This is a genomic window from Streptomyces sp. R41, assembly GCF_041053055.1.
Classification (GTDB): domain Bacteria; phylum Actinomycetota; class Actinomycetes; order Streptomycetales; family Streptomycetaceae; genus Streptomyces.
In genome coordinates this window covers 10,113,392-10,136,154 of record NZ_CP163443.1, presented here as the reverse complement: position 1 = coordinate 10,136,154, position 22,763 = coordinate 10,113,392, and the positions used below count along the sequence as shown (strand labels likewise).

At 70.0% G+C, this 22,763-nt stretch carries 24 protein-coding genes and 1 pseudogene; 10 read left to right on the top strand and 15 right to left on the bottom strand.

What is annotated here, in order from left to right; all coding sequences use genetic code 11:
- Window positions 1-178: 178 nt before the first annotated feature.
- Window positions 179-1,396, bottom strand: a pseudogene (locus AB5J53_RS46195) (SulP family inorganic anion transporter); the annotation flags it as partial.
- Window positions 1,393-1,734, bottom strand: a complete 342-nt coding sequence (locus AB5J53_RS46190) for an ArsR/SmtB family transcription factor (RefSeq protein ID WP_369251556.1) — start codon at window positions 1,732-1,734, stop codon at window positions 1,393-1,395. The gene AB5J53_RS46190 and the pseudogene AB5J53_RS46195, both read right to left, overlap by 4 nt.
- 162 nt (window positions 1,735-1,896) lie before the next feature.
- Between AB5J53_RS46190 and AB5J53_RS46185 the strand changes: the two genes are divergently transcribed.
- Complete coding sequence (locus AB5J53_RS46185) at window positions 1,897-2,112, top strand: alkylphosphonate utilization protein (RefSeq protein ID WP_369251555.1); 216 nt, start codon at window positions 1,897-1,899, stop codon at window positions 2,110-2,112.
- Between the two features lie 43 nt (window positions 2,113-2,155).
- Here the strand turns inward: AB5J53_RS46185 and AB5J53_RS46180 are convergent, their stop codons facing one another.
- Entirely contained in the window at window positions 2,156-2,680 is a 525-nt protein-coding gene (locus tag AB5J53_RS46180; protein WP_369251554.1) for a hypothetical protein, read from the bottom strand.
- Window positions 2,681-3,138: 458 nt separating this feature from the next.
- Between AB5J53_RS46180 and AB5J53_RS46175 the strand changes: the two genes are divergently transcribed.
- Window positions 3,139-3,420: a hypothetical protein gene (locus AB5J53_RS46175; protein WP_369251553.1), complete on the top strand. Its 282-nt coding sequence runs from the start codon at window positions 3,139-3,141 to the stop codon at window positions 3,418-3,420.
- Window positions 3,421-3,455: 35 nt separating this feature from the next.
- Here AB5J53_RS46175 and AB5J53_RS46170 read toward each other — a convergent pair whose 3' ends face one another.
- Both AB5J53_RS46170 and AB5J53_RS46165 read right to left on the bottom strand, forming a co-directional pair.
- Window positions 3,456-3,833: a PPOX class F420-dependent oxidoreductase gene (locus AB5J53_RS46170; protein ID WP_369251552.1), complete on the bottom strand. Its 378-nt coding sequence runs from the start codon at window positions 3,831-3,833 to the stop codon at window positions 3,456-3,458.
- Between the two features lie 55 nt (window positions 3,834-3,888).
- Window positions 3,889-4,524, bottom strand: a complete 636-nt coding sequence (locus AB5J53_RS46165; RefSeq protein WP_369251551.1) for an HAD family acid phosphatase — start codon at window positions 4,522-4,524, stop codon at window positions 3,889-3,891.
- Window positions 4,525-4,756: 232 nt separating this feature from the next.
- Between AB5J53_RS46165 and AB5J53_RS46160 the strand changes: the two genes are divergently transcribed.
- Window positions 4,757-6,103, top strand: coding sequence for an NAD(P)/FAD-dependent oxidoreductase (locus tag AB5J53_RS46160; RefSeq protein WP_369251550.1), 1,347 nt, complete (start codon window positions 4,757-4,759; stop codon window positions 6,101-6,103).
- 28 nt (window positions 6,104-6,131) lie between these two features.
- Here AB5J53_RS46160 and AB5J53_RS46155 read toward each other — a convergent pair whose 3' ends face one another.
- Window positions 6,132-6,893 carry a type 1 glutamine amidotransferase domain-containing protein gene (locus AB5J53_RS46155; RefSeq protein ID WP_369251549.1) on the bottom strand — a complete coding sequence of 254 codons (762 nt, stop codon included), beginning with the start codon at window positions 6,891-6,893 and terminating at the stop codon, window positions 6,132-6,134.
- 140 nt (window positions 6,894-7,033) lie between these two features.
- Between AB5J53_RS46155 and AB5J53_RS46150 the strand changes: the two genes are divergently transcribed.
- Complete coding sequence (locus AB5J53_RS46150) at window positions 7,034-8,419, top strand: S1 family peptidase (protein ID WP_369251548.1); 1,386 nt, start codon at window positions 7,034-7,036, stop codon at window positions 8,417-8,419.
- Between the two features lie 111 nt (window positions 8,420-8,530).
- Here AB5J53_RS46150 and AB5J53_RS46145 read toward each other — a convergent pair whose 3' ends face one another.
- On the bottom strand, window positions 8,531-8,719 hold the full coding sequence (locus AB5J53_RS46145) for a hypothetical protein (protein WP_369251547.1): 189 nt from the start codon (window positions 8,717-8,719) through the stop codon (window positions 8,531-8,533).
- Between the two features lie 71 nt (window positions 8,720-8,790).
- Window positions 8,791-9,951, bottom strand: a complete 1,161-nt coding sequence (locus AB5J53_RS46140; protein WP_369251546.1) for an ROK family protein — start codon at window positions 9,949-9,951, stop codon at window positions 8,791-8,793.
- Window positions 9,952-10,116: 165 nt separating this feature from the next.
- Here AB5J53_RS46140 and AB5J53_RS46135 point away from each other — a divergent pair, with 165 nt between their 5' ends.
- Genes AB5J53_RS46135 through AB5J53_RS46120 form a run of 4 tightly spaced genes read left to right on the top strand, consistent with a single transcriptional unit; the run spans window position 10,117 to window position 14,583 of the window.
- On the top strand, window positions 10,117-11,079 hold the full coding sequence (locus AB5J53_RS46135) for a carbohydrate ABC transporter permease (protein WP_369251545.1): 963 nt from the start codon (window positions 10,117-10,119) through the stop codon (window positions 11,077-11,079).
- Window positions 11,080-11,094: 15 nt separating this feature from the next.
- Window positions 11,095-12,012: a carbohydrate ABC transporter permease gene (locus tag AB5J53_RS46130; RefSeq protein WP_369251544.1), complete on the top strand. Its 918-nt coding sequence runs from the start codon at window positions 11,095-11,097 to the stop codon at window positions 12,010-12,012.
- Between the two features lie 10 nt (window positions 12,013-12,022).
- A complete protein-coding gene (locus AB5J53_RS46125; protein WP_369251543.1) occupies window positions 12,023-13,366 on the top strand; it encodes a sugar ABC transporter substrate-binding protein in 1,344 nt (447 codons plus the stop codon).
- Window positions 13,367-13,380: 14 nt separating this feature from the next.
- The gene (locus tag AB5J53_RS46120; RefSeq protein ID WP_369251542.1) at window positions 13,381-14,583 is read left to right on the top strand and encodes a Gfo/Idh/MocA family protein; all 1,203 of its coding nucleotides are present in this window, start codon (window positions 13,381-13,383) and stop codon (window positions 14,581-14,583) included.
- Between the two features lie 30 nt (window positions 14,584-14,613).
- Here the strand turns inward: AB5J53_RS46120 and AB5J53_RS46115 are convergent, their stop codons facing one another.
- Both AB5J53_RS46115 and AB5J53_RS46110 read right to left on the bottom strand, forming a co-directional pair.
- Window positions 14,614-15,309 (bottom strand): L,D-transpeptidase family protein, encoded by a 696-nt coding sequence (locus tag AB5J53_RS46115; RefSeq protein WP_369251541.1) that lies wholly within the window; start codon window positions 15,307-15,309, stop codon window positions 14,614-14,616.
- Between the two features lie 135 nt (window positions 15,310-15,444).
- Complete coding sequence (locus AB5J53_RS46110) at window positions 15,445-16,821, bottom strand: PLP-dependent aminotransferase family protein (protein ID WP_369251540.1); 1,377 nt, start codon at window positions 16,819-16,821, stop codon at window positions 15,445-15,447.
- 60 nt (window positions 16,822-16,881) lie between these two features.
- On the opposite strand from AB5J53_RS46110, the gene AB5J53_RS46105 reads away from it, so the two are divergent.
- Window positions 16,882-18,276: an aspartate aminotransferase family protein gene (locus tag AB5J53_RS46105; protein WP_369251539.1), complete on the top strand. Its 1,395-nt coding sequence runs from the start codon at window positions 16,882-16,884 to the stop codon at window positions 18,274-18,276.
- Here AB5J53_RS46105 and AB5J53_RS46100 read toward each other — a convergent pair.
- Entirely contained in the window at window positions 18,254-19,051 is a 798-nt protein-coding gene (locus AB5J53_RS46100; protein ID WP_369251538.1) for an SDR family NAD(P)-dependent oxidoreductase, read from the bottom strand. The two genes, AB5J53_RS46105 and AB5J53_RS46100, sit on opposite strands and share 23 nt — an antisense overlap.
- Before the next feature lie 50 nt (window positions 19,052-19,101).
- Here AB5J53_RS46100 and AB5J53_RS46095 point away from each other — a divergent pair, with 50 nt between their 5' ends.
- Complete coding sequence (locus AB5J53_RS46095) at window positions 19,102-19,638, top strand: hypothetical protein (RefSeq protein ID WP_369251537.1); 537 nt, start codon at window positions 19,102-19,104, stop codon at window positions 19,636-19,638.
- A gap of 2 nt (window positions 19,639-19,640) precedes the next feature.
- On the opposite strand, the gene AB5J53_RS46090 is transcribed toward AB5J53_RS46095, so the two are convergent.
- The 4 genes from AB5J53_RS46090 to AB5J53_RS46075 all read right to left on the bottom strand — a co-directional run bounded on the left by AB5J53_RS46090 (window position 19,641) and on the right by AB5J53_RS46075 (window position 22,757).
- Window positions 19,641-20,555, bottom strand: a complete 915-nt coding sequence (locus AB5J53_RS46090; RefSeq protein WP_369251536.1) for an SDR family oxidoreductase — start codon at window positions 20,553-20,555, stop codon at window positions 19,641-19,643.
- 128 nt (window positions 20,556-20,683) lie between these two features.
- Entirely contained in the window at window positions 20,684-21,313 is a 630-nt protein-coding gene (locus tag AB5J53_RS46085) for an MBL fold metallo-hydrolase (RefSeq protein WP_369251535.1), read from the bottom strand.
- On the bottom strand, window positions 21,313-22,398 hold the full coding sequence (locus tag AB5J53_RS46080) for an S-(hydroxymethyl)mycothiol dehydrogenase (RefSeq protein ID WP_369251534.1): 1,086 nt from the start codon (window positions 22,396-22,398) through the stop codon (window positions 21,313-21,315). Before AB5J53_RS46080 ends, AB5J53_RS46085 begins: the two co-directional genes overlap by 1 nt.
- A 41-nt stretch (window positions 22,399-22,439) precedes the next feature.
- Window positions 22,440-22,757: a glycosyltransferase gene (locus tag AB5J53_RS46075; protein WP_369251533.1), complete on the bottom strand. Its 318-nt coding sequence runs from the start codon at window positions 22,755-22,757 to the stop codon at window positions 22,440-22,442.
- Window positions 22,758-22,763: the final 6 nt, after the last annotated feature.

Below are 22,763 nucleotides of genomic sequence, written 5' to 3'. Positions count from 1 at the left end.
CCGGGGCGCCCTGGGGGCTTTGTGCTACGCAGCGGTCCTGCGGCGCTCCGCGCCGCAGGACCGAGGAAGCCATTCCTCCCCAGCCTGAAGACCGGGGCATCCTGGCTAGATGCGGGTGAACTTCCTTGCGCGGTCCGCCCCTTCACAGGGGCAGGGTGATCCAGATGCTCTTGCCTTGGCCGATGATCACGGCGTAGACGAGGTCGAGGACGAGCGTGGCGACGGCGGTGAGGACGAGGATCAACGCGTCGGAGCGGGTGGCCCTCGCCATCGCCCGGAGCGAGCCGACCTCGACCATGCGGATCGCCGTGGCCAGCAGGACGCCCGCGAGGGCGGCGAGCGGGATCCTGGCCACCAGCGGGGCGGCAGCGAAGACGATCACCGCGAGGATCGCGGCGTGTGTGAGTGCGGCGAGCCGGGAACTCGCGCCCGTACGGACGTTGACCGCGGTGCGCGCGATCGCTCCCGTCGCGGGTACGCCGCCGAACAGCGGTGCCGCGATGTTGGCCAGGCCCTGGCCGAACAACTCCCGGTCCGGATCGTGCTTCTGACCGACCGTCATGCCATCCGCCACGGAGGCCGAGAGCAGCGACTCCAGAGCGGCCAGGGCTGCCACCGCCACGGCGGGGGCGAGCAGCGAGCCGAGCGAGCTCACGTCGAGGAAGCCGAGCGAGGGAGCGGGCAGCCCGGACGGGAGCGCGCCGATCGGCGTGGCCGCGTGGAGCCCGGCGAGCTGGGCCACGATCGTGGCCGCGACCACCGCGATGATGGAGAAGGGGAGAGTCGGCCGCCGGCGGGCTCCCACCAGCATGACGAGGGCCACGGCGGCCGCGATGGCAACGGCCGTCCAGTTCGGATGCCGGGCGAACTCCTCGACGGCACGCCAGGTGACCACCAGGGCGCGGTCGCCATCGGGCTTGGCCACGCCCAGCGCGTTCGGCACCTGCTGCAACCCGATCACGCAGGCGATGCCCAGCGTGAAGCCCTCGACGACCGGCGCGGGCACGTACTGCATGTATTTGCCGGCCTTGAGCGCAGCCAGGGCGAGCAGCATCAGGCCCGCCATCAACCCGACGGTCAGGACGCCCGTCGGCCCGTGTGCGGCGACGATCGGCACCAGCACCACGGTCATCGCACCGGTCGGCCCGGACACCTGCAGGTTCGATCCACCGAAGACCGCGGCGAGCGATCCGGCGACGACCGCGGTCGCCAGACCCGCCTCGGCGCCGAGACCGGAGGAGACCCCGAAGCCCAGGGCGAGGGGCAGCGCGACGATGGCCACGGTGAGGCCGGCGAGCAGATCCCGTCGTGGGGCGCGTCCCATTTCCGCCAGGTCGGCGCGGGCAGGCAGCAGCGTGGTGATCCGGGTCCAGGCCCGGTCGAACGCCGGGGTCATCGCGTGGTGACCTCGGCTTCTCGCAGTTCGGCCAGCAGCTCGTTGCGGCCGGCGAGCATCTCGGTCAGGATCCTCCGGGCCGCCCGCATGAGGTCCGCGACATCTCCGCCGGCCAGTTCGTAGACCACCGTGGAGCCGTCGCGCGTCGAGGTGACGATGCCGGAGCGGCGCAGCACCGCCAGTTGCTGCGACAGGCCGGACGGCTCCACTTCGATCGCGGCCAGCAGCTCCCGTACCGGCGTCGGTCCTTCCTGCAGGAGCTCCAGGACCCGTATGCGTACGGGATGCCCCAGCATCCGGAAGAACTCGGCCTTGGCCTGGTACAGCGGAACCGACACGACCTCTCGACCTCCCCACTCGAGCACCTGCTCGGAGCACGCGGACGCTGCGCCCCGGCCACCTGCGACTGCAGCCAACACAGCATCTAATCAATTGCGAAATTTTGCAATTCCGCATCTGCCGACGATCCTGGTGCTCCACACAGGGATCGAGGAGCAGCGGTGAGCGAGACGAAGGACAGCAACGGAAACCTCCTGGCGGACGGCGACTCCGTCACGGTGATCAAGGACCTGAAGGTCAAGGGCACCTCGGAGACCCTCAAGCGCGGGACGCTGGTGAAGAACATCCGGCTGACCGGCAAGCCCGACGAGATCGAGTGCAACACCAAGAAGGTCAAGGGTCTGGTGCTGAAGACCGCCTTCCTGAAGAAGGCATGACATCGGGCCCGACCCGGAAGAGGTCGGGCCCGATGGCGGTACGTCAGCTGAGGCCGAGGGTGGAGAGGGCGGTCGTCCAGTCGGTGATGATGGCGTCCTGGGCGTCGGTGAGCGTGACGGTGCCGGCGCAGACGGCCTTCTTGAGCTTGTTCTCGACCGTGTCCTTGTTGGCGGCGGTCTTCGTGCCGTACTCGGGCTCGGGCCAGAGGTTGAGCTCACTCTTGGGGGAACCGCCGAGTTCGAGCGGGACGAAGTGGTCTTCCTCGTAGTCGGAGGTGGAGGTGTCGGTGTAGCCGTACTCGACGATCTGCTGCTTCTTCAGGGCCGTGGTGTACGAGCTGGAAGGCCGTACGGTCGCGGTCCAGCCGGAGACGCAGATCGTGGAGTCGATGGTGTCCTGGGTGACGTCCGGGTTGAGGTCCCCGGGCTGGCAGCTGGGGTCGGGCAGGGGAAGGTAGTCCTGGCTGCAGGTGGCGGCGTGCGCCGTACCGGCGGTGACGGTGAGCCCGGCGGCGGCAAGGGCCAGCGCGGACAGACTGGTGACGAGGGGACGGGATATGCGGGACATCGTGGGGGTCTCCCGATGTGGTGCCCGGCAGAATTCCGAGCGGTCGTGCGCATGACAGCATCGGGGCCATCTATGCGGGTAGACCCTTTGACTTGACCGGGAGACCCTTGGTTGAAGATTTATCCATGCCCTGACTCCCCCATGTGAAGTCATGGCCTGGGCTTGGTTGTTGAGGGCGGATGACCTTCGCGTGAGGGCGGTAGTTCAGCGGGCGGGGACCGTCATGTGCCCCAGCCCCCTCACCCGCAGCGGACTTGGCAGCGCCCCGCTGGTCCTGTGGCCGACGGGCCAGTCCCCTGCCGGGCGGGCCGCCGCTCCGGCGTGGCTGACCGCTTGGCGCGTTCCCGAGCGCTGAACCGCCTGGCCCAGCCCCGAACGCCGCCTTCGGCGACCGCAAGTGCCAGCTCATCCACCACGATTTCGACCCGGCACCCGGCTGCGCCGGTTGCGAGCTGGGCGTGACCCTGCACAACGTGCGCAACCAGCCCGGCTATCTGGCCGGGCTCAGCAGTACCGGGGGCTACTTCAGTGCGTACGCGGACACCGCGCGCAGCTTCGGCTGCCTGCGGTCCGACGGCACCTTCGACCACAGCACGAGTTTCGTCGTACGCACCGAGCAGACCCCGCTCTCGGGCGTGTACTACGAGCCGGACGGCAACTGGCTCCTCGGCCAGTTCGCACGCTACCCCGACCGGGCCTTCGGCCCGCCTTCTGCCTCAACTACCCCGCCGTACAGGTGAATTGCCCCCGGAACGGTGCGCGGCACGTCACGGGGTCAGGTGATACGGATCCCCACCGTGCCGCGCTCGCCGCGTCGCAGGCGACTTCCGAAGAGGGTGAGGCGGCCCATGAGGCCGTACTTCCGGGCGATGAGCTGCCGATAGCGGGCGGTCGCGGCCTCGTCGACGATCTCGGCCGTGGCGGGGATCTGGTCGCCGGTCGGCCTGCCCCGCATGTCGCAGGGCCCGACCAGGACGTCCGCCCGGTTGCGGATGCGCTTCACCTTCCCGGTGTCCGCGGCGGTCCAGGCGCCGAGCGCCGCGCCGTCGCGCACCACCCACACCGGCGTCGCGACTCCCGTGCCGTTCTTGCGGTAGGTGGTGATCAGCAGGTACTTGCCCGAACCGAGCGTGTCCAGCGAGGCCTCGTCCATGGCGGAAGTCTAAGCGGCCGGGTCCGGGAACCCGAGGGAGCCCGGACCGCCCGGCTCAGGACAATTGGCCATCGTAGTCCGGCAGCTTGAAGGTGCGCTCGGCGTGGCCCCCGACGAGGTCGGAGGTGTTGTTGCCGACGTTGGCGATGATCGTGTAGCCCAGGGACTCGATCTGCGCCCGCTTGCTGGTCTTGTAGGCGCTGACCTCGTCGAAGAGGTCCGGAAGATCACGCACGTAGAGTCCCGAGACCGGGTAGCCGACGGTCTTCAGGTTCCACTTGGTCTCGCTGGCGATGATGCCCGGGCGTGCGGTGACGAAGAAGATGTCGACGCCCCGGGAGTGCGCGTAGCGGGCGAGCTCCAGGGAGGCCTTGACCGCCGGGGTGGGCAGCTCGTACCAGGGGTGGAAGTCCGTCTCCAGCGTGGTGTTGTCGATGTCGAAGACGAGAGCGAGCTTCTGCCCGTCGGCGTGCGCGGTGCGCTGGTCGACGTAGGGCAGCGCCTGGTCGATGACGGCCTGGACGTCACGCTGCCAGGTGGCGTAGTCGACGTCCTGTGCCGCCGTCGTGCCGGCCACCGCCTGGACCGGGGCCGCGGCGGCGGACCCGGCCGCGGTGACCGTCCCCCCGATGCTCAGCGCCACGACCGCCGAGACCGCGCCTATCCTGCGCCCTACACCGCGTCCTGTCATGCCCGTCCCCTTCTCACGCCGGAGCGGCGAGCGCGCCTCGGCACTCGCCGCGCCTGACATGATCACGCCCACTGATGTACGGATGGCGAAGGAGAAGTTACTACTCGGTAGAGAATCGTGCGGCGGCGATCCTCCGCCCCCTTTTGTGGGGTGGCAGGCTCGGGCGTCCCGTGTGAGCCTGGGCTCGCGGTCGGCGGGCCGCGGTGTCGGCTCAAGGAGAGAGGCTGCTCGGATGGACGCACCGAACATCGTCATCGTCGGCGCTGGATTCGCCGGGGTCGAGGCAGCGCGGGGGCTGGAGCGGACGCTCGCTCCCACAGGCGCCAGGATCACCCTGATCAGCCCGACCGACTACCAGCTCTATCTGCCCCTGCTGCCGCACGTCGCCGCCGGGGTCGTCACCCCGCAGTCCGTCGCGCCCTCGCTGCGCCGGATCCTGCGCCGCACCGAGCTGGTGCCGGGCGGGGTGATCGGCGTGGATCCGGGGTCCAAGATGTGCGTCGTCCGCAAGATCACCGGGGAGGTCGTCGACCTGCCGTACGACTACTTGCTGCTCACCCCCGGCAGCGTGACCCGCACCTTCGACATCCCCGGTCTGCTGGACGAGGCGCGCGGCATGAAGACGCTCGCCCAGGCCGTGTATCTGCGCGACCATGTGATCGCCCAACTCGACCTGGCGGCCGCCACGTTGGACGAGGACGAGCGGGCGGCGCGGTTGCAGTTCGTGGTGGTCGGCGGCGGTTACGCGGGCACCGAGACCGCAGCCTGTCTGCAGCGTCTGACCACCGCGGCGGCGAAGCGCTACCACCCCCGCCTCGACCCCGGCCTCATCAAGTGGCATCTGATCGACGTCGCCCCCAAGTTGCTGCCGGAGCTCGGCGACAGACTGGGGGCGAGCGCGCTTCGTATGCTGAGCGAACGCGGGGTGCAGATCTCCCTGAAGACGTCCGTCGCTTCCGTCACCGGGGACAAGGTCACTCTCACCGACGGCCGGGTGCTGCCCTCGCGGACGCTGGTGTGGACGGCCGGCGTCGCGGCGAGCCCGCTCGTCGACTCGCTGGGTGCGGAGACCGTGCGCGGCCGGATCCTCGCGGAACCCGACTTCAAGGTGCCGGGCCTGGACGGCGTGTTCGCACTGGGCGACGCGGCGGCCGTGCCCAACCTGGCCAAGGACGACGGCTCGTACTGTCCTCCAACCGCCCAGCACGCCGCCCGGCAGGGCAGGCACGCCGCCAAGAACCTGACGGCGCTGCTGCGCGGGCAGCCCACGACGCCGTACCGGCACAAGGACCTCGGTCTGGTGGTCGACCTCGGCGGCCACGACGCGGTGTCCAAGCCGCTCGGTGTCGGCCTCAAGGGCGTGGCCGCGCAGGTCGTGGCCCGCGGATACCACCTGTACGCGCTGCGCACCGGCGCGGCCCGGTTCCGTACCAGCGCCAACTGGTTGCTCAACGCGGTCGCGGGCGACGACTTCGTCCGCACCGGGTTCCTCGCCGACAAGAAGGGCACCCTGCGGGACTTCGAGCACACCGACGTCTACCTCACTCCGGAGGAGGTGGCCGCCCGCACGCGCGCGTGACGCTCGCGCCACAGCGCCCCGCACGCGCCTAACGCCCGGCGGCGGCGCTCCGCAGCAGGGCGAGGTAGCGGCGGCCGAAGAGGTAGGCGTCTCCCGGCCAGCGGGCCGAAAGGTAGTGGCCGTCCTGGACGACGAAGGCGTGCGTGTCGTCGGTGGCGGTGCCGCGCCGCGTCAGCGTGCGGGGGCCTCGTTCGAACTGCGTGTCCGGGTCGGCGATGGCCGCCCTGACCTCGTCCTCGACGTAGGCGGGGTAGGTGCGGTAGTAGCGGCCGAGGCGCCAGGCGGTGGTGAAGTAGGCCGTGCGTTCCATGTACTTGGGCAGGCAGGTGGTACGCCGGCCGGCCAGGACGCTGCGGCCCGTCGCGGTGTCCCGGGCGCGGGCGAGGACGAGGACACCGTGGCAGATCGCGCCGACGGGCCGCTCCAGGGCCCAGAAGCGCGCGATCCGCTGCCGCAACTCCGACGAGCCGAGGTACTGCCGCATGCCGGGCGCGTGCCCGCCGGGCAGCAGCAGGCCGTCGAACTCCTCGACGTCCACGTCCGCCCAGGAAACGGTGGCGTGGAACTCGTCAGCCTCGGTGAGCTCCTGGTAGAACCGCCGGGGTTCCGCCTCGGCGCCGAGCTGCCCGAAGAGCACGCCCGTCAGCAGCTTCGGGTCCGCCTCCGGCCGCGTGCGGGCCCGCTCGGTCGCGAAGACGACCTCGTGGCCCGCCTCCGTCAAAATCCGCCAGGGTACGGCCACTTCGGTGACGTCGAAATCGCGGTCCGGAACCGGAATCAGCACGCGCATGTCGCCCATCATGGCAGGGCGGTCGGTCAAGTTACCCGGCGGTGAACGCGCGGGCGCGGGCGCACGTATGAGGGGAAGGGCTCTCGACCGGGGCCCTCGGCGGTGGTGACGCCGCGCCGTTCGGCTTCGGGAGCCCATGGATGAGGCACGCACGACGACGGATCGTCCGACGGGGGGCGCGACTCGCGGCCGTCGGCGGACTGCTCTGCGGAGGGCTGATGGTGACGCACGCGATGGCGAGCGAGCCGTCCGGCACGTCGCGTGCCACGGGAAGTTCGGCACAGGCCGCGGCCGGCACAGGCTCCGAACTGGTCTCACGTCTCGGCACCTCGCGTACCGCCGGCAGCTGGATCGCCTCCGACGGGCGCCCGGTCGTCGCGGTGACCGACACGGCCGCGGCCGCCGAGGTGAAGGAGGCCGGTGCCCGCGCCAAGGTCGTGCGGCACAGTATGGCCGATCTCAAGTCCGCGACGGCGAGCCTGAGTTCAGCACCCAGGGTGGCGGGTACCGCCTGGGCCGTGGACTACACGAAGAACGAGGTGGTGGTGCAGGCCGACAGCACGGTCTCCTCCTCCGACTGGTCGCGCATGACGAAGCTGGCCGACGGCATCGGCGACTCCGTGCGCATGCAGCGCACCCAGGGCACGTTCACCACGCGGCTGAACGGCGCGCAGCCGATCTTCTCGACGGGCGGGCGCTGTTCGGCGGGCTTCAATGTGACCAACGGGCAGAGTGAGTTCATCCTCACGGCCGGGCACTGCGGTCCTGCCGGGTCCGTCTGGTTCGCCGACAACCAGGGCTCGAAGCAGGTGGGCCGGACCGTCACCACGGCGTTCCCCGGCAGCGACTTCTCCCTCGTGCAGTACGACAACGGTCAGCAGACCACGGCGGGGGCGAATGTCGTGGCCATCGGTGGCGGAAACGGCGTACGGATCACGGGCGCCGCCGATCCCACCGTCGGCCAGCGGGTCTTCCGCAGCGGCAGCACCAGTGGGCTGCACGACGGGAAGGTGACGGCGCTCAACGCGACGGTCAACTATCCGGAGGGCACGGTCACCGGGCTCGTCGAGACCACGGTGTGCGCCGAACCCGGCGACAGCGGCGGCCCGTTGTTCTCCGAGGGCATCGCGCTCGGGGTGACCTCGGGAGGCAACGGGGACTGCACGTCAGGCGGTACGACATTCTTCCAGCCGGTCACCAAGGCCCTGACTGCGCTGGGTGTGCAGCTCGCGGGACAGCCGCAGGCCTCCGCCAGTTCCCCGGCTCAGGCCTCCCCCGCGCCGTCGGTCTCGGCCTCGCAGGGAGCCGCGGTCGCGCCGGGCTCCGCCGCACCGGGCGCTGTCGAGCCGGTGGGGACGACCGGAGACGCCGAGACGCTCGTCTCCCGGCTCACGAACCCGAGGAACGTCGGCCCTGGACTGCTGGTCGTCGCGGGAAGTCTGATCGCGCTGGTGGCGACGCGCTATATCCGTACGGAACAGGACCGCAAGGCCTATCGACGGCAGTATTCGCAGAGTTGGGGCTGAGCTATCGAGGACGGCGGCTCATCGGGGCCCGGAGAGCGGAGGCTGAGCCCCGGAGCGTCACGCCGCCAGGTGAGCGAGCGTCGTCAGGTCGCCCGGGTCGGGTGACTGTCGTCACGCCGCCTGGGTGGGTGACTGCGGAGAGGCTTCCGACCACTCCAGGACGAGCCGCTGGTACTCCCGCCGCTCCTCCATGCTCAGCGTCCCGCCGGCCCGGAACCAGAGGGCCCGGATCTCCTCGTTGACCTCGGCGGCGGAGCGCTCGGAGTCGGCTTCAGGAGTGGTGGACATGGTGTGAAGCATACGGGCCTTGGCGTGAAGACGATGTGAGTAAAGGTACGCCGGACGACATTACGGACCGTGAAGCTCATCACTTACACGTCCGCGGTCCCCAGCACCAGTACCTGGATCGCCAACACCGCGGCCCCGCGCGCCCAGTCATGGAAGTCAGACACCTTCGTCTCCAGGTTGACCGGATCCGCCAGTGGATGCCGGTTCGCGCGGATGGTCTCCTCGACGAGCGGGCCCGCCACGTCGACGAGGCCGACACCCTCTCCGGCGAGGAGGATCTTCTGGGGCATGGCGAAGTTGGCGATCTGCGCGACGAGGGTGCCGAGCGCGTGCGCCGCGTCGTCGACGACGCGGGAGGCCATGGGGTGGCCCTCGGCGGCGAGGGCGAGGATCTCCTCGTACGTCATGTCGTGGCCGGTCGCGGCACGGACCTGGTAGCGGATGCTGGGAATGGTGAGCAGGGAGATGGCGCTGCCGCGCTCACCCTCGGGGGTGAGCGGACCGTTGGGGTTCACCATCCAGCGGCAGCCGACGCCCCGGCCGTCCTCGGCGGAGGCGACCCGGCTGCCGCCGAGGACGAGGCCGTAGCCAAGTCCGGCGCCGATGGTGAGGACCGCGAAGCGGTCGAGACCGCGACCGGCACCGAACCAGATCTCGGCCTCGACCAGGGCGGCGACGTCGTTCTCGAGGACCGCGGGCAACCCGGTGCGTTCCTCGACGAGTTGGGCGAGCGGGACTTCGTGCCAGTCGAGGAAGGCCGACTCGGCAACGAGGGCCCGCTTCTCGACCCGGCCGCCCACGCCGATGCCGATTCCGGCCAGCGCGGGAAAGTCGCGCGTGAACTCGTCCGTCATCTCCCGTAGCAGGTCGGCCACTTGGTCCGGGTCGTGCGTGGTGAGCGGACGGTCGTGCCGCGCCACGATGTCGCTCCTGAGGGTCGTGACGACGCCGTAGACCATGTCCTCGGTGATCTTGAACCCCGCGAAGGAACGGGACTCGGCGACGATGTCGAGGGGTTGTGAGGGCCGCCCCTGACGCACCTCGGGGGGCACGGGGTCCTCGGCCGCCTCGACGAGCAGGCCCGATTCGATCAGCGGCTTGGTCAGCCGGGTGAGACTGCCCGCCGAGAGGTCCAGCCGGCGCGCGATCTCGCTGCGCGACAGCGGGCCGTGGACGAGCACCTCGATCGCCACCGCACGTTCCCCCGGACTCAGCGGCAGCCAGCTGGCGGCAAGTGTGGTCATGACCGTCAGACTCCCACAAGATTTTCTTTTGCGTTGGAAGTAATAACGCCACTCTATGCCTCGATCCTGCCATTGAGAAGATGTGTGCACGACTCTTGACGCCAGGATTCTTTCGCGTCAAAAGTAAGTGACCCGAGGACGAGCCGCAGCCGAGGGAGTCTCCCGATGACCGTCGCCTCCAGCCCTCCATCGCGTCTGCCACTGCGCGGCGCCGAGAGGGCACAGACCGAGCCGAAGAGCCGTAGGGCCCGAGCACGTGAGGGCCAGGGCGACGGGCCCCTCGCGGCCCTGTTCATCGCCCCGGCCATGCTGGGCTTCCTGGTGTTCCTGCTCTGGCCGACGCTGCGGGGCATCTACCTGAGCTTCACCCGCTTCAATCTGCTCACTCCCGCGCGATGGGTCGGCCTCGACAACTACACACGCATGGTCAACGACCCCATCTTCTGGGACTCGTTGAAGGTCACGGTCGAGTACGTGTTCATCAACATCGGCGTGCAGACGGTCTCGGCCCTCGCCATCGCCGTGCTGCTCCAGCGGCTCACCCAGTCGGCGGTGCTGCGCGGAATCGTGCTGACGCCGTATCTGATGTCGAACGTGGTCGCGGGCATCGTCTGGCTCTGGATGCTCGACACCCAGCTCGGTATCGGCAACGAGATCCTCCAGGGCCTCGGCTTCGACCGCATCCCGTTCCTGGCGGACGAGACCTGGGCGATCCCGACGATCGCTCTGATCAACGTGTGGCGGCACGTCGGCTATACCGCGCTGCTGCTCTTCGCGGGTCTGCAGGCGATCCCGAACGACATGTACGAGGCGGCCAAGGTCGACGGGGCGAGCGAGTGGCGGATGTTCTGGCGGATCACCATGCCGCTGCTGCGGCCGGTGCTCGCGGTCGTTCTGATCATGACGGTGATCGGTTCGTTCCAGGTGTTCGACACAGTCGCGGTAACGACCGCGGGCGGTCCCGCCAACGCGACCAACGTGCTCCAGTACTACATCTACGGCTCGGCTTTCGGCCGCTTCCAGTTCGGCTACGCCTCGGCGATGTCCGTCGCCCTGCTGGTCGTGCTCAGCGCGATCACCTTCGTCCAGTACCGGCTCACCCAGGCCGGCCACACCGACCTCGGCTGAGCGGGAGGAGTCGCCATGGCTGCCGTGACAACGACGACCCGTGTACGACCGATCCGGCGCAGGCCTTCCCTCGGGCGGGCCGCGGCGTGGACGGTGATGGCCGCGATCGTGCTGATCACCCTGCTGCCGTTCTACTGGATCCTGCGCACCGCGCTCTCCTCCAACGCGGCGCTCACCGCCGACCCCGGCAATCCCCTGCCCGTGGACTTCACCGGCGGCGGCTTCGCACGGGCCCTGGGCGTCCAGTCCACCAAGGAGGCGATCGCGCAGGGCGGTTCGGGCGGAGGCCTTAAGTTCTGGCGCTATCTGCTCAACTCGGTGATCGTTTCGACGCTGATCACCGTCTGCCAGATCTTCTTCTCCTCGATGGCCGCGTACGCCTTCGCGCGACTGAGGTGGCGCGGCCGGGACAAGGTGTTCGGGCTGTTCCTGGCCGGGCTCATGGTGCCGGCGATCTTCACCCTGCTGCCGAACTTCGTGCTGATCAAGCAACTCGGCCTGGTGGACACACTGTTGGGAATCGCCCTGCCGACGATGTTCATGACTCCGTTCGCGGTGTTCTTCCTGCGGCAGTTCTTCATGAACGTGCCGCGCGAGGTCGAGGAGGCGGCCCTGCTCGACGGCGCCGGGAAGGTGCGGATCTTCTTCCGGGTGCTGCTGCCGATGGCGTCCACGCCGGTTCTCACCCTGGCCGTCCTGACGTACATCACCTCCTGGAACGACTACTTCTGGCCGCTGATGGTGTCGTACAGCGACAGCTCGCGTGTGCTCACCGTGGCGCTGGCCGTCTTCCGGGCGCAGACCCCGCAGACCGGCACGGACTGGTCGGGGCTGATGGCGGCGACGCTCATCGCGGCGCTTCCGATGCTTGTTCTCTTCGGCCTCTTCGCGCGGCGCATCGTCGGCTCCATCGGCTTCACCGGGATCAAGTAAGGGGACAGGAATGCGATTTCGTACGGTCGTGGCGCTGACCGGAGCGCTGGCGCTGTCCCTGGTGAGCGGGTGCGCGAAGGGCGGCTCGGCGGGTTCGTCCGCGAACACGGTGACGTACTGGCTGTGGGACGCCAACCAGCTGCCCGCCTACCAGGCGTGCGCGAAGGGCTTCGAGAAGGAGAACCCGGGTCTGCACGTCAAGATCACCCAGATGGGCTGGAACGACTACTGGACCAAGCTCACCGCGAGCTTCATCGCCGGCACCCAGCCGGACGTGTTCACCGACCACATCCAGAAGTTCGGCCAGTTCGCCGACCTCAAGGTTCTGGAGCCACTGGACGGCCTGGACATCGACGACTCCGCCTACCAGTCCGGGCTCGCCGCCAACTGGACCGGCCAGGACGGCCACCGCTACGGCGCCCCGAAGGACTGGGACACCGTCGCCCTCTTCTACAACCGGAAGATGGCCAGGGCGGCCGGAATCTCCGCCGGACGACTCAACAGCCTCTCCTGGAACCCGAAGGACGGCGGCACCTTCGAGAAAGCCATCGCGCATCTCACCGTCGACCAGAACGGCAGGCGGGGCGACGAACCCGGCTTCGACAAGCACCACGTCAAGGTGTACGGGCTGGCCACCGGCGGCGCGGGCGACGGCGACGGCCAGACCCAGTGGAGCCCCTTCACGGGCTCCGCCGGCTGGACCTATACGGACAAGAAGCGGTGGGGCACCACCTACCACTACGACAGCAAGACCTTCCAGTCCGTCGTCCAGTGGTACTTCGGCCTGGCGAAGAAGGGATATCTGGCGCCCTTCACGGACTACAGCGAGGGCGCCAACCCGGCCAACGCACAGCTCGCCTCCGGCAAGGCGGCGGCAGCCTTCGACGGTGCCTGGATGATCTCCACGTACTACGGGGCCAAGGGCCTCGATGTCGGCACCGCCTTCACCCCCGTCGGCCCCACCGGCAAACGCTCGACCATGATGAACGGCCTCGCCGACTCGATCACCAAGAACGCCCGCGACAAGAAGGGCGCGAAGAAGTGGGTGGCGTATCTGGCCTCGGACGCGTGCCAGAAGACGGTCGGCTCCTACGGGATCGTCTTCCCCGCGACACCCGACGGCACGAAGGCCGCGGTCGCCGCCTACAAGAAGAAGGGTATCGACGTCACGGCCTTCACCCGGCCGGTCGCCGACAAGAAGGACTTCACGACCTTCTCCTACCCGATCACCAACTACGCGGCGGACGTCTACGCGCTGATGCATCCCGCGATGCAGGACGTCTTCGCCAATGACGCGCCGGTCAGCGGGCTGAGCAGGACCAACAGCCAGATCAATCTCATTCTCGACCAGTGAAGGATGCTGTCTCCATGACGTTCTCTCTCGGCATCGTCGGCGCCGGGCAGTTCTCCGGCCAGTTCGCCAAGCTGTTCCTCGCCCATCCAGGCGTCGGCGATGTCCACGTCACCGATCTGCTCCCCGAGCGCGCCGACGAACTGGCGGCCGCCGAAGGGCTGTCGGGCACCTTTCCCTCGTACGAGGCGATGCTGGAGTCGCCGGCGGTGGACGCCGTCGCGATCTTCACCCAGCGCTGGACCCATGGGCCATTGGTGCTCCAGGGGCTGAACGCCGGTAAGCATGTGTACTCGGCGGTGCCGATGGCGATCAGTACGCAGGAGATCGCGGCGATCATCGACACCGTACGGGCGACCGGGCTGACGTACATGATGGGCGAGACCAGCCAGTACAACCCGGCGACGGTCCATGCCCGCAACCAGATCGCCGAGGGCGCCTTCGGACGGCTCTTCTACGCCGAGGGCGACTACGTCCACGACATGGATCTCGGGTTCTACGAGGCGTACCAGTACAGCGGCGGAGAGAACTGGAAGGCGACCGCCAGCTATCCCCCGCTGCTGTACCCGACGCACTCGGTGGGCGGGGTGCTCGGGGCGTGGCGGACGCACGCGGTGAGCGTCTCCGCGATCGGGGTGCGCGACGAGCGCGGGGACGGCGTGTTCGACAAGGAGATCAGCCAGTTCGGCAATGACTTCTCCAATGCCACCGCGCTGTTCGAGGTGGCGGGCGGCGGCTCGTTCCGTACCAACGAGTTCCGCCGCGTCGGCTATCCCTCGCACATCAGGGAGTCACGATTCCGGTTCTTCGGCACGGACGCCAGCATGGAGCAGCTCGCGACGGTGAGTTTCTGGCAGGACAAGAAGGGGGTGAAGGACATCACCGAACTGCTGGAGCCCAAGCCGACACTGGCGCCCGACGACCCGTCGCTCCAGCACATCGCGCCCGCGCTGCGGGCCGCCTTCACGTCCGGATCGGCGCCGGTGCACGACCGGGCGCGGCTGCCCCGGGAGTTCGACCAGCTCCACAACGGGCACGAGGGCAGCCACCACTTCCTGGTGGACGACTTCGTGACCGCGGTCAACACCCGGACAGTGCCGTCGGTGAACGCGTGGGTCGCGGCCCGCTACACCCTGCCGGGCATCGTCGCGCACGAGTCGGCGCGGCAGGGCGGGGTCAGGCTGGAGATCCCGGACTTCGGGGACGCTCCGGAGGCGTAACGTTTCGGCCCGTTGGGGAGCCGGGCGCCGTCAGGTGCCCGGCTTGCGGCCGTACACGAACACGTCGTCGCCGGTCTTCAGCAGCGACCAGTACTTCTTCGCGGTGGCCGTGGTCATGTTGACGCAGCCGTGCGAGCCGGGCGGGTTCCACATGCTGACGCCGACCGAGTGGAAGGCCTGGCCGCCGTCGAAGAACTGGCTGTAGGGCATGGGCACGTTGTAGATGGTCGAGACGTGGTCGATGTCCCGCCAGTAGATCTTCTTCAGGCCGGTACGGGTCTCGTATCCGTCACGCCCGGTGCGGACCGGCACCGGCCCGTAGACGAGGGTGCTGCCGTCCTGGATCCAGCTGAGCTGGAGCGTCAGGTTGACGCAGGCGATGCGGCCCTTGTTGACCGGGCACGTGCCGTTCCTGTTGGGGTTGCTGCCGACGGCCTTCTGCTTGTTCATCAGGTCCATCACGCCCCACGTGACGGGTCCCGCGTACCCGATGTTCGGGGTGATGCCGTGCTTGGTCTGGAAGGCCTGGATCGCCTGGCAGTCGGCGGAGGACTGCCGTCCGTCGACCGGTCGGCCGAGGAACTTCTCCACCTGCTTCTGATACGGGCCGGTCTGTGTCGTACAGCTCGCGGCCTGCGCGGGCGTCGTGCCCAGCGCGAGGGTCAGCGGTGCGACCAGTCCGGTGATCCCGAGCGCGACGGCGCCTCGTCTGCGTATGTCCCCCATGGCGGGCCTTCCCTCTCATGCTTCTCGCGTTTCCTGCCTGGTAGACCCGCGTCGGGGGGTGTGCGTTGTACGGGTGATCGGGCTGCGACCAAACGGTGACATTCACCGGCCGGCCGCGCGGATTCCTCCACGCGGCTACCGCAGCAGCGCCACGGCCCGCGTGAGCACGTCCGGCGTGGCCGTGAACGGCAGACGCAGATGGTGGGCCAGGGTCGCGCGGTCGGCGGCGAACAACGGGCCGGGCGAGACCGCGAGACCCCGAGCCGCGGCGCGCGCCGCCAGCTCCGTCGCCGTCGTGGTCGGACCGAGGTGCAGCCAGATCGACAGCCCGCCGTTCGGCACGGTGAAGGTCCATCCGGCCTCCGTCTCCGCGAGGAGTCCGGCCAGATGGTCGCGCTGAGCCCGAAGGCGGGTCCGGCGGTCGGCGAGGACCTCGTCCAGGCCGTCACCGAACAGCTCGGCGGCGATCAGCTGCTCCAGCGGCGGCGGCGACAACTGCGGCTGCAGCGGATTGCGCACCAGCTCGCGTACGAGGTCCCCGCCCGCCCGGATCCAGCCGACCCGCAGGCCGCTCCACAGCACCTTGCTCGCCGAGCCGATCTGGATCACTCGTGCTCCGCGGAGATGGGGCCCCGGTCGGGGCGGCGTCCGCAGGTCCAGGTCGCGCATGGTCTCGTCGACGACGACGGTCAGCGCGTGGCGCTCGGCGAGGGCGCCGACCGCGGCCCGGGTCGGGGCGGTCATGTGCGCACCGGTGGGGTTGTGGAAGTCGGGGATGAGATAGGCGAGTTGGGGCCCCTGTCCGCGTACGGCCTCGGCGAGACGCTCCGTGTCCCAGCCGTGCGCGGCCGTCACCGGGACGGGCAGCAGGCGGGCCCGGCGCCGTCGGAGGATGGCGAGCGCCCCCGGATAGGTGGGGCTCTCCACCACGACCGGCGCTCTGCGATCGGTGTGCAGGTGGTCGAGGAGCAGCGTCAGCGCGGCCTGCGCGCCCGAGGTGACGAGGATCTGCTCGGGGCGGGTTGCCAGGCCCGAGCGTGTGTACCGCTCGGCGAGGAGCTCACGCAGGTGGGGCAACCCCGGTGTCGCCACCCCCGAGTCGACCAGCAGGGCCGCGCTGCGCTCGACGGCCCGGCCCAGTGCGGCGAGGTAGGCCTCGTGGGGCGCCGCCGTGACGGCGAGCGTCAGGTCGAGGTCCGCGTCACCCGATCCGCCCCGGTCCAGTGACCACGGTGTGGTGCGCTCGGTGAGACGCGCGGGAAGCCGTACGACACTGCCGCTGCCGTGCCGGGTGTGCAGCCAGCCGTCGTCCCGCAGCAGGGTGAGGGCGGTGACGACGGTGCCGCGGCTGAGGTCGAGGGTGCGGGCGAGTTCCCGCTCGGAGGGCAGCCGGGTTCCGGCGGGGAGACGGCCGTCGACCACCGCCTCGCGTACCGCGGCGGACAGCGACCGCGCGAGCGGCCCCTCTTTCGTGCGCCAGGTGCCGAGCGCGGCGGCGAATCCCCTCTGCATTGGTCCAGTTTCCCTCAAGTGGACCAGGATTTCCGCCGGCCGCCCGCCTACGCTGCCGCCATGCACCCCACTCTCGCCGACGACCTCCACCGGCTCCCCGCGCTCCTGCAGTCCGCCCGAGATTTCGCCGCGCGGGAGATGAGCGGTCTCGACGAACGCCGCGTCGCCCGCCTCGACAAAGCGCCCGCCCCGGAGCCCCTTCCCATCGAGGGAGCGGGTGCCGAGGGTGCGCTGGCGCGGTTCGCCGAGCGCTGGTCGCCGGGGTTCTCCGGCTCCGCGGGCCCGCGTTACCTCGGCTTCGTCACCGGTGGCGCGACCCCTGCCTCGCTCACCGGGGACTGGCTGACCAGCGCGTACGACCAGAACGTGTCCGGCAGCGGTGGCTCGTCCGCGTCCGCCCTGGAGCACGAGACGCTGGGCTGGCTGCGCCAGCTGTTCGGGCTGAGCGAGGCGCACAGCGGTGCGTTCGTGAGCGGGGCGACCGTCTCCAACACGGTGGGCCTGGCGATCGCGCGGGAGTGGCTCGGTGAGCGCCAAGGTGTGTCGGTGTCGCGGGAGGGCGTCGGCGCGCTCGGTCCGGTCGACGTGCTCTCGGGCAGCCCGCACTCCAGCGTCGCCAAGGCACTGTCCGTGCTCGGCCTCGGGCGGGACCGGCTGCGTCCGGTGCCGGTGCTGTCCGGGAACCGGGAGGCCGTCGACGTCGAGCGGCTCGCCGCCGCCCTCGACGCGCTCGACGGACAGCCGGCCGTGGTCGTGGCGAACGCCGGGACCGTGAACACCGTCGACTTCGACGATCTGCGGGCCATCGCCTCGCTCAAGGAACGGTACGACTTCTGGCTGCACGTGGACGCCGCGTTCGGCGGCTTCGCCGCGCTGTCACCCTCGTACGCGCATCTCGTCGAGGGCCTGGACGCGGCCGACTCCGTCTGTGTCGACCTGCACAAGTGGCTGAACGTCCCCTACGACGCGGCCGTCCAGTTCACCCGGCGCCAGGACCTCCAGGTCCGGGTCTTCCACAACGCGTCACCGTATCTGGGACTGCCCGGCGGCGACCCCGACTTCCTGCACCTCACTCCGGAGAACTCCCGTCGGCTGCGCGCGCTCCCGGCCTGGTTCTCCCTCACGGCGTACGGGCGCGAGGGGCACCGCGAGATCGTCGAGCGGAACGTGGCGCTCGCCCGGCGGCTGGGCAAGCGGATCTCGGAGGAGATTCCTCAGGTGCGGCTCCTGGCGCCCGTGCGGCTCAACGTCGCCTGCTTCACGCTCGCCGACGAGCCCAGCGAGGAGCGGGTGCACGCGCTGGCCCACGCGGTCGCCGCCTCGGGCGAGGCCTTCGTGACGCCGACGTTCTACGGCGGGACGCACGCGCTGCGGGCGGCGTTCAGCAACTGGCGTACCACTGAAGAGGACTTGGACCGCGTCTTCGACGCCATCAGACGCTCTTGTGGCGCTTGACCGTCTGCCGGAAACCGGTGTTGACCGCCAGCAGGCCCCCGTCGACGCACAGGGTCGTCCCGGTGATCCAGGCAGCGTCCCGGGAGGCGAGGAAGGCGACGGCTGCAGCGATGTCCTCCGGCTCGCCGACCCGCCCCAGCGGATAGACGTCCGAGACCAGGGCGAGATCGTCCTCACGGCCTTCCCAGGCCGTGGTGCGGACCGTGCCCGGCGCCACCAGGTTGACGCGCACGCCACGCTCGGCGGCGTGCCCCGCAAGGGTGCGGGTCAGTGACATGAGACCCGCCTTGGCCGCGCTGTACGCGTGGTTGCCGAAGTCCTGGAGGCCGTTGACGGAGCCGATGCTGACGATGGCGCCGCGACCGGAGGCCGCGAGGTGCGGGAGCGCTGCTCGGGCGCAGCGGTAGGCGCCGGTCAGCGTGATGTCGAGGTCGCGGGCCCACACCTCGTCCGGCTCGTCCTCGAAGAGCGGCGCGTCGGGCGTGCACCAGCACGCGTTGTTGACCAGGACGTCGATCGAGCCGAAGGCGTTCACGGCGTACGCGACGGCCCGTTCGACCTGTGCACGCTCGCCCACGTCGCACCCCAACGCCTCGGCCCGCCCGCCGAGTTCACGGATCGAAGCCGCTGTCTTCTCCGCCTCGGCCAAGTCCACGTCGGTGACGAGTACTTGAGCACCTTCCTCGGCCAGCCGGTGGGCGGTGGCCGCGCCGATGCCGCGAGCCGCGCCCGTGATCAGAACTCCGTGTCCCTCGAATCGCCTCATCGCAGTCATGGCAGGGAAGGTACTGCCATGATCGTCCCGAGGACAGATACCGTGCGCGCATGTCCGCGTTCGTACAACAACTCCCGGCGCTGATCGGCGTGGTCATCGGTGCCCTCGGTTCGTATCTGGCGATCGTGCGGGGCGATCAGGCCCGGTTCCGCAGGGAGCGGGCGGCCCGCTGGGAGGAACGGCGGCTTTCGGTGTACGCCGACTACGCGCGGTCGCTGAAGAAGAGCGTCACTCTGACGTACCGGGTGGCGTCGTACCTGGGCAACGACCCGCACCCGCACCCCTTGTCCCCGCAGGAGGCCGCGCCGCTGCTGGCCGAGGCCACCGTCGCGCGGGATCCTTCCGGGGAGGCGCTGATCCTGCTGGGCAGTCCGGAGGTGGTGGAGCGGGCCCGGGTGTGGGTGGTCAGGGTGATGGAGATGGAGCAGTTCCTGCGCGAGGGGACGCGTGACCCGGAGGCCTGGCAGGCCCTGCTGGAGCGGCAGCGCGCCGGGCGCGAGGGCTACTACGCGGCCGTGCGGGACGATCTGGCGCTGCCGCCGGGCCACTCCGCGCGCTGGCCGCTGCCGCCGGTGCATCACACCTGAGCTCACCGGTACCCCGTCGTATCCGCCGGCTTGCCCGCGTCCTGGACCTCGACGAGGTAGCGCCAGGCGTCCGGGCGGCTGCCGTCGCGGTCGGTGAAGCCGTACACCTGGGCGAGCTGCCCGCTGGACAGCGAGTCGCCGTTCCAGCGCGCGACGTCCGGGTCGGCGGCGAGGGCGGCGACGGCTCGCCCGACGTAGTACGGCGTCTCGGAGATACCGAAGTGCGGGGAGCGCTCCAGCGCGTCGCGCCAGTTCTCCTCGGTGACGCCGTAGTTGTCGAGCATCATCTCGGAGCGCAGCCATCCAGGGGTGAGCGCCACGGCGGTGGCTCCGCGCGGGCCGACTTCCTGTCCGAGGGCGAACGCCATGCGCAGGACGGACGACTTGGCGAGGTCGTAGAAGAACGAGACGCGGTAGGTGCTCCGGTTGTACTCGGCGGTGCCGTCGGTCATCTCGACGACCAGGCCGCCCGGATGACGCAGCAGCAGGGGCAGCGCGTGGTGGTTGGTGATCGCGTGCGTCTCGACCGCGAGGCGCAGCAGCCTGAGGCCGTTGTCGAGGTCGTGCTCCCAGACCGGGGTGTCCCACTCGAAGAGCTTTTCGCCGCCCCAGATGTCGTTGACCAGGACGTCGAGCCGGCCCTGTTCGTCGGCGATGCGGGTAACCAGGGCCTCGACCTTCGACGGGACGAGATGGTCGGTGGGGACCGCGATGCCCCGGCCCCCCGCCGCCGTGACCAGGTCCGCGGTGTCCTCCACGGTCTCCGGACGGTCGTACTCCGAACGCCGCTCGCGCGTACTGCGCCCCGTCACATAAACGGTCGCACCGGCCGCGCCGAGCTCCACCGCGATCCCGCGGCCCGCTCCGCGAGTCGCCCCCGCGACCAGTGCGACCTTGCCTTCCAGCGGCCCTGACATGTCCGACCTCCGTGCTCGTTAAACCGACGGTGCCTTCCCGTCGGTGGTTGCTCCGAGCGTCTCCCGGAAGTCGGACATCTTCTGTCAGGTTTCTTCGGTCCGTTCAGTCGTGTCCCGGCGCGTCGGCGTCAGTGGCCGCGCGCGATCCACTCCTTCAGGTGCGGCGCCTCGGCCCCGATCGTGGTCGAGTCCCCGTGCCCCGTACGGACGACCGTGTCGGCCGGCAGGCCCAGCAGGCGCTCGCGGATCGACTCGACGATCGTCGGGAAGTGGGAGAAGGAGCGGCCGGTGGCTCCCGGGCCGCCCTTGAAGAGCGTGTCGCCCGTGAAGACGGTGCCCAGGCCGGGGTCGTACAGGCAGACCGCGCCCGGGGCGTGTCCCGGGGTGTGCAGGACGGTCAGGTCGGCGCCGGCCGCCTCGATCACCTGGCCGTCCTGCAGCCAGGCGTCCGGGAGGCGGTCGGGGTGGGTCATCTTCCACAGCGACAGGTCGTCGGGGTGCAGCCAGATCGTGGCGCCGGTGCGCTCGGCGAGGGCGGGAGCGGCGTCGATGTGATCGTTGTGAGCGTGTGTGCACACGATCGCCAGCAGCCGCCGGTCCCCCACCGCCTCGGCGATGGCGTCGGCGTCATGGGCGGCGTCGATCACGACGGCCTCGTGGTCGTCGCCGACGATCCAGACGTTGTTCTCGACCTCCCAGCTGCCGCCGTCGAGCGAGAACGTCCCCGAGGTGACGAGGTGCTCGATGCGCGCGGTCATCAGAGCACCACCACCGAGCGCAGCACATCGCCGTGGTGCATCCGCTCGAAGGCGGGCTCGATCTCGTCCAGGGCGATCGTCTCGCTCACGAACGCGTCCAGGTCGAGGCGTCCCTGGAGATGCAGATCGATCAGCATCGGGAAGTCGCGGGTGGGCAGGCAGTCGCCGTACCAGGACGACTTGAGGGCGCCGCCGCGTCCGAAGACGTCGATCAGCGGCAGCTCGAGCTTCATGTCCGGCGTGGGTACGCCCACGAGCACGACCGTGCCCGCCAGGTCACGGGCGTAGAAGGCCTGCTTGTACGTCTCCGGACGGCCCACGGCCTCGATCACGACATCCGCGCCGAAGCCGCCGGTGAGCTCGCGGATGGCCTCGACGGGGTCGGTCTGCCGGGAGTTGACGGTGTGGGTCGCGCCGATCTTCTCCGCGGTCGTCAGCTTCCGGTCGTCGATGTCCACGGCGATGATCTTCGCCGCGCCGGCGAGACGGGACCCGGCGATCGCCGCGTCGCCGACACCACCGCAGCCGATGACGGCGACCGTGTCGCCCCGGCCGACGTTCCCGGTGTTGATGGCGGCCCCGATCCCGGCCATCACTCCACAGCCGAGGAGCCCGGCCACCGCCGGGGAGACGGCCGGGTCGACCTTGGTGCACTGTCCCGCGGCGACCAGCGTCTTCTCGGCGAAGGCACCGATGCCAAGGGCCGGGGACAGCTCCGTGCCGTCCGTGAGGGTCATCTTCTGCCGCGCGTTGTGCGTGTTGAAGCAGTACCAGGGCCGCCCGCGCAGACAGGCCCGGCACTGCCCGCACACCGCGCGCCAGTTGAGGACGACGAAGTCGCCGGGTGCGACGTCCGTGACACCGTCGCCGACCGACTCCACGATGCCGGCCGCCTCGTGGCCGAGCAGGAACGGGAAGTCGTCGTTGATGCCGCCCTGTTTGTAGTGCAGGTCGGTGTGGCAGACCCCGCACGCCTGGATCCGCACCACGGCCTCTCCCGGCCCTGGATCCGGCACGACGATGGTCTCGACGCGCACCGGCTCGTTCTTGCCCGGTGCGATCACGCCCCGTACTTCCTGCGCCATGTGATGAGCCCTTCCGTAGGTCGACGTTCCGTCAACCGACCCTACGGTGTGACCGACCGGTAGAAGGCCAGGTGGCGCTCGGTGGCCTCGCCCCGGGTGTGCCGGGCGGCCAGCCGCCTGCCGGCCGCCGCGCGCACCGGATCGTAGGAGGTGAGGGCGCGGCCGAGTGCCGCGGCGAGGCCCTCAGGGGTGTCCGCGAAACGGGCGGCCGGGCCGAACACCTCGCGCAGGACCGGCAGATCTCGCACGACCAGCGGGACGCCCGCGGCGAGCGCCTCCATCGCGGCGAGCCCGAAGCCCCCCTTGACGCCGGCGGTCTCGGTCCGACCCCGCGCCCACGTAGCCTGAATGCTCCGCACCGAACT

Excerpts from the sequence above, each read along its gene's own strand:
- AB5J53_RS46180 (WP_369251554.1), bottom strand. The coding sequence starts at position 2,680 with ATGTCCCGCATATCCCGTCCCCTCGTCACCAGTCTGTCCGCGCTGGCC.
- AB5J53_RS46170 (WP_369251552.1), bottom strand. The coding sequence starts at position 3,833 with ATGGACGAGGCCTCGCTGGACACGCTCGGTTCGGGCAAGTACCTGCTG.
- AB5J53_RS46165 (WP_369251551.1), bottom strand. The coding sequence starts at position 4,524 with ATGACAGGACGCGGTGTAGGGCGCAGGATAGGCGCGGTCTCGGCGGTC.
- AB5J53_RS46160 (WP_369251550.1), top strand. The coding sequence starts at position 4,757 with ATGGACGCACCGAACATCGTCATCGTCGGCGCTGGATTCGCCGGGGTC.
- AB5J53_RS46155 (WP_369251549.1), bottom strand. The coding sequence starts at position 6,893 with ATGCGCGTGCTGATTCCGGTTCCGGACCGCGATTTCGACGTCACCGAA.
- AB5J53_RS46150 (WP_369251548.1), top strand. The coding sequence starts at position 7,034 with ATGAGGCACGCACGACGACGGATCGTCCGACGGGGGGCGCGACTCGCG.
- AB5J53_RS46145 (WP_369251547.1), bottom strand. The coding sequence starts at position 8,719 with ATGCTTCACACCATGTCCACCACTCCTGAAGCCGACTCCGAGCGCTCC.
- AB5J53_RS46140 (WP_369251546.1), bottom strand. The coding sequence starts at position 9,951 with ATGACCACACTTGCCGCCAGCTGGCTGCCGCTGAGTCCGGGGGAACGT.
- AB5J53_RS46135 (WP_369251545.1), top strand. The coding sequence starts at position 10,117 with ATGACCGTCGCCTCCAGCCCTCCATCGCGTCTGCCACTGCGCGGCGCC.
- AB5J53_RS46130 (WP_369251544.1), top strand. The coding sequence starts at position 11,095 with ATGGCTGCCGTGACAACGACGACCCGTGTACGACCGATCCGGCGCAGG.
- AB5J53_RS46125 (WP_369251543.1), top strand. The coding sequence starts at position 12,023 with ATGCGATTTCGTACGGTCGTGGCGCTGACCGGAGCGCTGGCGCTGTCC.
- AB5J53_RS46120 (WP_369251542.1), top strand. The coding sequence starts at position 13,381 with ATGACGTTCTCTCTCGGCATCGTCGGCGCCGGGCAGTTCTCCGGCCAG.
- AB5J53_RS46115 (WP_369251541.1), bottom strand. The coding sequence starts at position 15,309 with ATGGGGGACATACGCAGACGAGGCGCCGTCGCGCTCGGGATCACCGGA.
- AB5J53_RS46110 (WP_369251540.1), bottom strand. The coding sequence starts at position 16,821 with ATGCAGAGGGGATTCGCCGCCGCGCTCGGCACCTGGCGCACGAAAGAG.
- AB5J53_RS46105 (WP_369251539.1), top strand. The coding sequence starts at position 16,882 with ATGCACCCCACTCTCGCCGACGACCTCCACCGGCTCCCCGCGCTCCTG.
- AB5J53_RS46100 (WP_369251538.1), bottom strand. The coding sequence starts at position 19,051 with ATGACTGCGATGAGGCGATTCGAGGGACACGGAGTTCTGATCACGGGC.
- AB5J53_RS46095 (WP_369251537.1), top strand. The coding sequence starts at position 19,102 with ATGTCCGCGTTCGTACAACAACTCCCGGCGCTGATCGGCGTGGTCATC.
- AB5J53_RS46090 (WP_369251536.1), bottom strand. The coding sequence starts at position 20,555 with ATGTCAGGGCCGCTGGAAGGCAAGGTCGCACTGGTCGCGGGGGCGACT.
- AB5J53_RS46085 (WP_369251535.1), bottom strand. The coding sequence starts at position 21,313 with ATGACCGCGCGCATCGAGCACCTCGTCACCTCGGGGACGTTCTCGCTC.
- AB5J53_RS46080 (WP_369251534.1), bottom strand. The coding sequence starts at position 22,398 with ATGGCGCAGGAAGTACGGGGCGTGATCGCACCGGGCAAGAACGAGCCG.